This is a genomic window from Pseudomonas sp. UBA6315, assembly GCF_002438125.1.
GTDB lineage: Bacteria > Pseudomonadota > Gammaproteobacteria > Pseudomonadales > Pseudomonadaceae > Aquipseudomonas > Aquipseudomonas faucium.
The window spans coordinates 1-6,679 of record NZ_DJTF01000126.1; the positions used below are offsets into that span (position 1 = coordinate 1).

The 6,679-nt window shown below is 63.0% G+C and carries 9 protein-coding genes; 3 read left to right on the forward strand and 6 right to left on the reverse strand.

The window, feature by feature from the left end:
• Positions 1–1,900, reverse strand: a 1,900-nt coding sequence (thrS, locus tag B3E94_RS14775) for a threonine--tRNA ligase (RefSeq protein WP_286914078.1), incomplete at its 3' end; no start/stop codon positions are given.
• A gap of 327 nt (positions 1,901–2,227) precedes the next feature.
• On the opposite strand from thrS, the gene B3E94_RS14780 reads away from it, so the two are divergent.
• Together B3E94_RS14780 and B3E94_RS14785 are read left to right on the forward strand one after the other, a co-directional pair.
• On the forward strand, positions 2,228–2,530 hold the full coding sequence (locus B3E94_RS14780) for a hypothetical protein (RefSeq protein ID WP_286914080.1): 303 nt from the start codon (positions 2,228–2,230) through the stop codon (positions 2,528–2,530).
• Positions 2,531–2,692: 162 nt separating this feature from the next.
• Entirely contained in the window at positions 2,693–2,905 is a 213-nt protein-coding gene (locus B3E94_RS14785; RefSeq protein WP_194790438.1) for a cold-shock protein, read from the forward strand.
• A 57-nt stretch (positions 2,906–2,962) separates the two neighbouring features.
• Here the strand turns inward: B3E94_RS14785 and B3E94_RS14790 are convergent, their stop codons facing one another.
• On the reverse strand, positions 2,963–3,283 hold the full coding sequence (locus B3E94_RS14790; RefSeq protein WP_286914081.1) for an I78 family peptidase inhibitor: 321 nt from the start codon (positions 3,281–3,283) through the stop codon (positions 2,963–2,965).
• A 297-nt stretch (positions 3,284–3,580) separates the two neighbouring features.
• Here B3E94_RS14790 and B3E94_RS14795 point away from each other — a divergent pair, with 297 nt between their 5' ends.
• A complete protein-coding gene (locus B3E94_RS14795) occupies positions 3,581–3,793 on the forward strand; it encodes a hypothetical protein (protein WP_103446789.1) in 213 nt (70 codons plus the stop codon).
• Here B3E94_RS14795 and B3E94_RS14800 read toward each other — a convergent pair.
• From B3E94_RS14800 to B3E94_RS14815, 4 genes are all read right to left on the reverse strand, one after another.
• A complete protein-coding gene (locus B3E94_RS14800) occupies positions 3,765–4,772 on the reverse strand; it encodes a nucleoside hydrolase (protein WP_286914084.1) in 1,008 nt (335 codons plus the stop codon). The genes B3E94_RS14795 and B3E94_RS14800 overlap by 29 nt on opposite strands.
• 81 nt (positions 4,773–4,853) lie before the next feature.
• Complete coding sequence (rbsD, locus tag B3E94_RS14805) at positions 4,854–5,252, reverse strand: D-ribose pyranase (RefSeq protein WP_236235396.1); 399 nt, start codon at positions 5,250–5,252, stop codon at positions 4,854–4,856.
• Positions 5,249–6,157 (reverse strand): ribokinase, encoded by a 909-nt coding sequence (gene rbsK, locus B3E94_RS14810; RefSeq protein ID WP_286914085.1) that lies wholly within the window; start codon positions 6,155–6,157, stop codon positions 5,249–5,251. Before rbsK ends, rbsD begins: the two co-directional genes overlap by 4 nt.
• 9 nt (positions 6,158–6,166) lie before the next feature.
• The coding region (locus tag B3E94_RS14815; protein WP_286914086.1) for a substrate-binding domain-containing protein at positions 6,167–6,679 on the reverse strand (513 nt) is incomplete at its 5' end.

Sequence of the window (6,679 nt, forward strand, 5' to 3'; positions counted from 1 at the left end):
GCCGGGAAACCGCTTGTGTCAGCAGCTCAGCGAATTGGGCGACGGGCATGGAGCCCAGGTCTGCGCCTTCGCGAGTACGCACAGCGACGGTTTGCGTTTCGACTTCGCGATCCCCTATAACCAAAAGGTACGGGACCTTGAGCAAAGTATGCTCGCGGATTTTAAAGCCGATCTTCTCATTTCTCAAGTCCGACTTGGCACGGAAACCGCTACCGTTCAGAGATTTCTCAACCTCGAGGGCGAAATCGGCCTGTTTGTCGGTGATGTTCATGATCACCGCCTGGGTCGGTGCCAGCCACGCCGGGAACACGCCGGCATAGTGCTCGATGAGCATGCCGATGAAGCGTTCGAACGAGCCGAGGATGGCGCGGTGCAGCATCACCGGGCGCTTGCGCGCGTTGTCTTCGGCGATGTAGCTGGCGTCCAGGCGCTCTGGCAGGTTCGGGTCGTACTGCAGGGTACCGCACTGCCAGTTACGGCCGAGGCAGTCGCGCAGGGTGAACTCGATCTTCGGGCCGTAGAAGGCGCCCTCGCCCGGCTGGTATTCCCACTCCAGGCCCGATTCGTTCAGGGCGTCGGCCAGTGCACCTTCGGCACGGTCCCACAGCTCTTCGGAACCGACACGCTTGGCCGGACGGGTGGACAGCTTCATGGCCACATCGGTGAAGCCGAAGTCGTTGTACACGTCCAGGGTCAGCTTGATGAAGTCGGCGGCTTCCTTCTTCACCTGATCTTCGGTGCAGAAGATGTGCGCGTCGTCCTGCACGAAGCCACGCACGCGCATGATGCCGTGCAGGGCGCCGGACGGCTCGTTACGGTGGCAGGCACCGAACTCGGCCAGGCGCAGCGGCAGGTCGCGGTAGCTCTTCAGGCCTTGGTTGAACACCTGCACGTGGCACGGGCAGTTCATCGGTTTAACCGCAAAATCACGGCTTTCCGACGAAGTGGTGAACATGTTCTCGGCGTAGTTGGACCAGTGGCCGGAGCGCTCCCAGAGGATGCGGTCGACAACTTGCGGGGTCTTGATTTCCTGGTAGCCGTTTTCGCGCTGGATCTTGCGCATGTACTGCTCGAGTACCTGGTAGACGGTCCAGCCGTTGGCGTGCCAGAACACCATGCCCGGGGCTTCTTCCTGCAGGTGGAAGAGGTCGAGCTGCTTGCCGATCTTGCGGTGGTCGCGTTTTTCGGCTTCTTCGATGCGCTGGATGTAGGCCGCCAGCTGCTTCTTGTCAGCCCAGGCGGTGCCGTACACGCGTTGCAGCTGCTCGTTCTTGGCATCGCCGCGCCAGTAGGCGCCAGACAGCTTGGTCAGCTTGAATGCCTTGAGGAAGCGGGTGTTCGGCACGTGCGGGCCACGGCACATGTCGACGTATTCTTCGTGGTAGTACAGGCCCATGGCCTGCTCGTCGGGCATGTCCTCGACCAGGCGCAGCTTGTAGTCTTCGCGACGGGTCTTGAACACGTCGATGACTTCGGCGCGCGGGGTCATCTTCTTGACGACGTCGTAGTCCTTCTCGATCAGCTGCTGCATGCGCTTTTCGATAGCGGCCAGGTCTTCAGGGGTGAAGGGGCGCTCGTAGGCGATGTCGTAGTAGAAGCCTTCGTCGATGACCGGGCCGATGACCATCTTGGCGGTCGGGTACAGCTGCTTCACCGCGTGGCCGATCAGGTGGGCGCACGAGTGACGGATGATCTCCAGTCCCTCTTCATCTTTAGGGGTGATGATCTGCAGCTTGGCATCGTGGGTGATCAGGTCGCAGGCATCGACCAGCTTGCCATCGACTTTGCCGGCCAGGGTGGCTTTAGCCAGGCCTGCACCGATCGACGCGGCAACGTCGGCTACGGAAACGGCGTGATCGAACGCGCGTTGGCTGCCATCGGGAAGAGTAATAACGGGCATGGCGCCTCCTCTCCTAGTGGTGACCCCTACCAAAGGTCACGTGGGTTGGGATGAGCCAGTACAAGATCCGACCTGCCTTCCCTTGGGGAAGCCTGCCTCACAGTGGCAGAAGCCTTTCGGCTTGCCAGGGGGACCTGAGTGACTGGAAGGTAAAAAGATAGCTGCAACTGGATAGCTGCAAGCCGAGCATGCTAGCACGCAGGTTGCGCAGCCGGCAGAAATATTTGGAAATTACACCGCCACGGTGAACTAACGCGGAAAATTTCCTATCAGACTTTGGGAAGCAACCTACTCTTGATGAGACCTTAACCCAAGGAGTGTGTGGTTATGCGAGTACCGTCTCTTCTAGCGCTAGCGGCTGCTGGCGCTCTGTTGATGCCCCTGGCCGCGACTGCTGGCAACTTCCCTGCCGGCCAAGAGGCCGGTTACATGTCGCAATGCAAACAAGTTGCCCAGGGCCAAGGCCTTGACGCGGCATCCGCCGACAAACATTGCGCGTGCGGCGCACAAGCGATCAAGAAGAACTTCACTGACGCTGAAATCAAGGATTTGAACAGCACCGACGGCGTCGATGCCAAGCTGATGCAGAAGGCACAGACCGTGGTACAGGCCGCCTGCAAGCCGAAATGACCGGTTCGCAGGGTATCAGGCACGCATCATTTGGCCTGGATCAATATCCTGCGAAGGTAAAAGGCGCCACATCCGCAGAATTAGACTATGATGTTGTCCGTGCTCCGTAGCCTCGGCCACATTGCACCATCGAAAAAATCAAATGCTCTGGAGATTCACCCCATGTCCAATCGCCAAAACGGCACCGTCAAATGGTTCAATGATGAGAAAGGCTACGGCTTCATCACCCCAGCAGGCGGCGGCGACGACCTGTTCGTACACTTCAAGGCCATCGAATCCGACGGCTTCAAGAGCCTGAAAGAAGGCCAGGCTGTTTCCTTCGTCGCCGAGAAAGGCCAGAAGGGCATGCAGGCTGCACAGGTTCGTCCGGAGTAATTCGGAAGCTGTAAAAAAACCCGCCTTCGTGGCGGGTTTTTTATGCCTGCTGAATAATCAGCCGCAGTTGACGCGGGTTACCACGCCCTGCTCGTTCACATTCAGGTTCAAACGCTCGGAGCGGTATTCCAGGGTCACGACATCATGCGGCTTGAGGATACGCGCCATCTGCGAGCCACTGGCCTTGCGCGCCTGCTCGAGCAGCTCGGCACTGCCTTGCTTGCCGATGGCGAAGTCGGCACCACTGGCCTCGCAACGGCCGTCGTTGCCGGCGGGCGCAGCAGGCTCCTTGCCACCACCAGAGTTACCGCCAGTGCTGCAACCAGCCAGCACGGCAGCCACCAGCAAGGTTGCCAGGGAAGCGCGGGTTCGGAACATGAATCCTCCTAAGTCAGATCTGGGAACTGCCTGATGGGACAGCGCCACCAGCCATTCGTTGCAAAACGCCCAAGTCTGCCTGAACTCGCCACGTTGGGCGAAAGGCAATCGTCACCGAATTTTGCGGCGTTGCTCACACGCTGCCTGGCTCAAGGCGCTAAGCTTTTTAAGCTGGGAAGCGCAAAGCCATTGACGCAATGTCATGATTTACTTTAAGAAGTGAAGGCACAATGCCTTCTTCGAACACCAGGGTCAGGTGTTCGCCCCTCCGCCCTGGGCCCCCAGTGAGAGCCTTTCATGAGCAGCCATAGCATCGACGCCGACATCAAGGTCAAATGGGCCGAGGGCCAGAGCGCCTACAGCCCCAGCACGCCCGAAGAGCTGCTGCTGATCGCCATCGACCTGCTGGTGCGCGACCGCGGTGGCGAGGCGGCGCGCAGCTTCATCGACCAGGTGTTCGAGCGCTACGCACCGCACACGGCTATTGCAATCGAGCCAGGCGCTCGCTGAGCAGGTCGAAGAAGCCCTGGGCGTCACCCTCCGCCACCCACATCACGTTGGCCGGCTGCTTGAGCACGCCGTACCAGTCGGCGACGGTCTGGCCGAAGGTCGGGCCTTCGCGGCTGTCGACGCTCATGTGAATGCGCCGGCCGCTGAACAGCTCGGGCTTGAGCAGGTAGGCGATGACGCTGGCGTCATGCACCGGGCCGCCGGGCAGGCCGTAGAGATCCATGTCGTGCTTGACGTAGGCGTTGAGAATGTCCACCACCAACTGGCTGGCGTGGTTGTTCACCGCGCCAATCTGCTTCAGGCGTGCGTCGCTGGTCAGCATCTTGTGGGTGACATCCAGCGGCAGGTAGGTCAGCGGCACGCCACTGGCCAGCACCACCTCGGCGGCATGCGGGTCGGCGAACAGGTTGAATTCCGCCACCGGGGTGATGTTGCCGCCGTTGAAGTGGGCGCCGCCCATCACGATCACTTCCTTGATGCCTTTGGCAATTTCCGGTTTCTGGATGAGCGCCAGGGCCAGGTTGGTCTGCGGGCCGAGCATGGCCAGGGTGATGCTCTGGGGCTTGGCGGCGCCCAGGGTGTCGACCAGGTATTGCACGGCGCTGCCTTGGGCCAGCGGCTGCTTGGGCTCATGCACCTGGACGCCGGTCAGGCCTTCCTCGCCGTGCACTTCGGCGGCGTAGATGGGCGTGCGCACCAGCGGGCGCCCTGCCCCGGCGTAGATCGGGATGCCTTCGCGGCCTGCCCATTCACGGGCCAGGCGGGCATTGCGCGAGGTCTTGTCGAGGCGCACGTTGCCCGCCACGGTGGTGATGGCGCGGATGTCGAGCGCTTCAGGGGACGCCATGGCAAGGAACAGCGCGACCACGTCGTCGGCGCCAGGGTCGGTGTCGATGATCAGCTCGCGGGGGGCGGCCTGGAGAGTAGTGGTAGCGGCCGCGGCCATGAGGGTCAGTCCTTGTAGCAGGGGTTTGAGCATGGGGCACTCCTGTTGCCTTGAGGGTGAAGCAAGCCCCTGTGGGAGCCGGCTTGCCGGCGATCGAGGGCGCAGCCCTCGCTTCTAAAAGGTCACGCCAGAGACCAGCGCAATGTTGCTGTAGGGCTGGCACTCACCGGTACGCACCACCGCGCGGGCACTGCGCGACAGCACCTTGAATTCGTCATGGCTCAGCCACTCGCGCTTGCCGAGCTTGCCTTTCAAGCGCTCGATCTCGACCAGCGCTGGCGGCACCACCTTCTGCATCTCTTCTGCCAGCACATGCCGCTCCACCTGCAGCTCGCTGAGCACCGCCCGCAACACGCTGGCAAAGTCCGGCACGCCCGCCGTCAACGCCAGGTCGATCAGCTCGACACCCGGCGGCACCGGTAGCCCGGCATCGCCGATCACCAGGATGTCGCCATGGCCCATGCCGGCAATGGTGCGCGACAAGGCCACGTTGAGCAGCGCGGTCTTTTTCATGGGGTCAGCTCCGCCAGATAAGGTATCGAAGGCTGCGCGCCGGCACGGGTGACAGACAGCGCAGCGGCGCGCTGGCCGAAGGCGATCGCCTCGCCCTCCTCCTTGCCCTGCACCAGCGCCGCGGTAAAACCACCGACGAAGGTATCGCCGGCGGCCGTGGTATCCAGCGGCTTGACCTGCGGCGCCGGGAAATGCCGGCTGCCCTCGGGGCCAACGAACAGCGCCCCCTGTGCGCCCAGGGTGACAATCACCTTGCCCGCCCCCATCTGCAACAGCCGCTCGGCGGCGCGCCGGGCACTGTCCAGGTCGCGCACCGGCTCGCCGGTCAACGCCTCGACCTCGTGCTCGTTGGGGATCAGGTAATCGATGTTGGCGAACCACTCGGCTGGCAGCGGGCCGGTGACCGGCGCCGGGTTCAGAATCACCCGTTTGCCCAGCTCACGCCCCCTGGCCAGTACCCAGGCCACGGTGGCGGCAGGCACTTCAAGCTGGCAGACGACCACCTCGGCAGCCTGCAGCAACCCATCGAAGCGCTGCACCGCCTCGGGCGTCAGCAAGCCATTGCCACCGGGAATGATGACGATGCAGTTCTGGCTGGCGGCATCCACGGTAATCAGCGCCACACCGCTGGACACACCCTGGCACACACCCACCGCCTGGCAATCGATGCCCTCCACTTCCAGCGCCTGGCGCAGCTGCAACCCATAGGCGTCATCACCCACGTTGCCGACCATGGCCACACTGCCACCCAGGCGCGCCACCGCCACCGCCTGGTTGGCGCCCTTGCCACCGGGCACGGTAAAGAAGCTTTCGCCCGCCAATGTTTCACCTGGCCGGGGCAGCCGTTCGGCGCGCGCGACCAGGTCCATGTTGAGGCTACCGACCACCAGCACCTTGGCACTCATGACGATTCCTTAGCGGTAATCATTGAACAGATCCGGGCGTGGCCCGGTGGACTCGCGCAGCACGATGCGCGGGGCGACGATGCGCTGCTCGGCGCCCTCGCGGCGCGGCGTGGCGATGCGCGACAGCAAAAGCGCCGCGGCATTTTCGCCCAGCTCGCGTATCGACTGGCCGACCGTGGTCAGCGGCGGGTACACGTAGCGGCTCAGTTCGATGTCGTCGAAGCCGATCACCGACAGCTCGCCCGGCACGCTGATATTGCGCTCGGCCGCCGCCCGCAGCACCCCGAAGCCGATCATGTCGTTGCCGGCAAAAATCGCCGTGGGGCGCCGGCCCTCGAGCAATTGCGCGGCAGCCGCGTGGCCGCCGGGGCTGGTGAAGTCGCAGTGCAGCACATTGGCGCTTGGCACCTCGACCTTCGCCTCGGCCAGCGCACGCCGAAAGCCGGCCAGGCGCAACTGGCTGACGCCGGTTTCGGCCGGGCCACCGATATAGGCGATGTCGCGATGGCCCAGCTCCAGCAG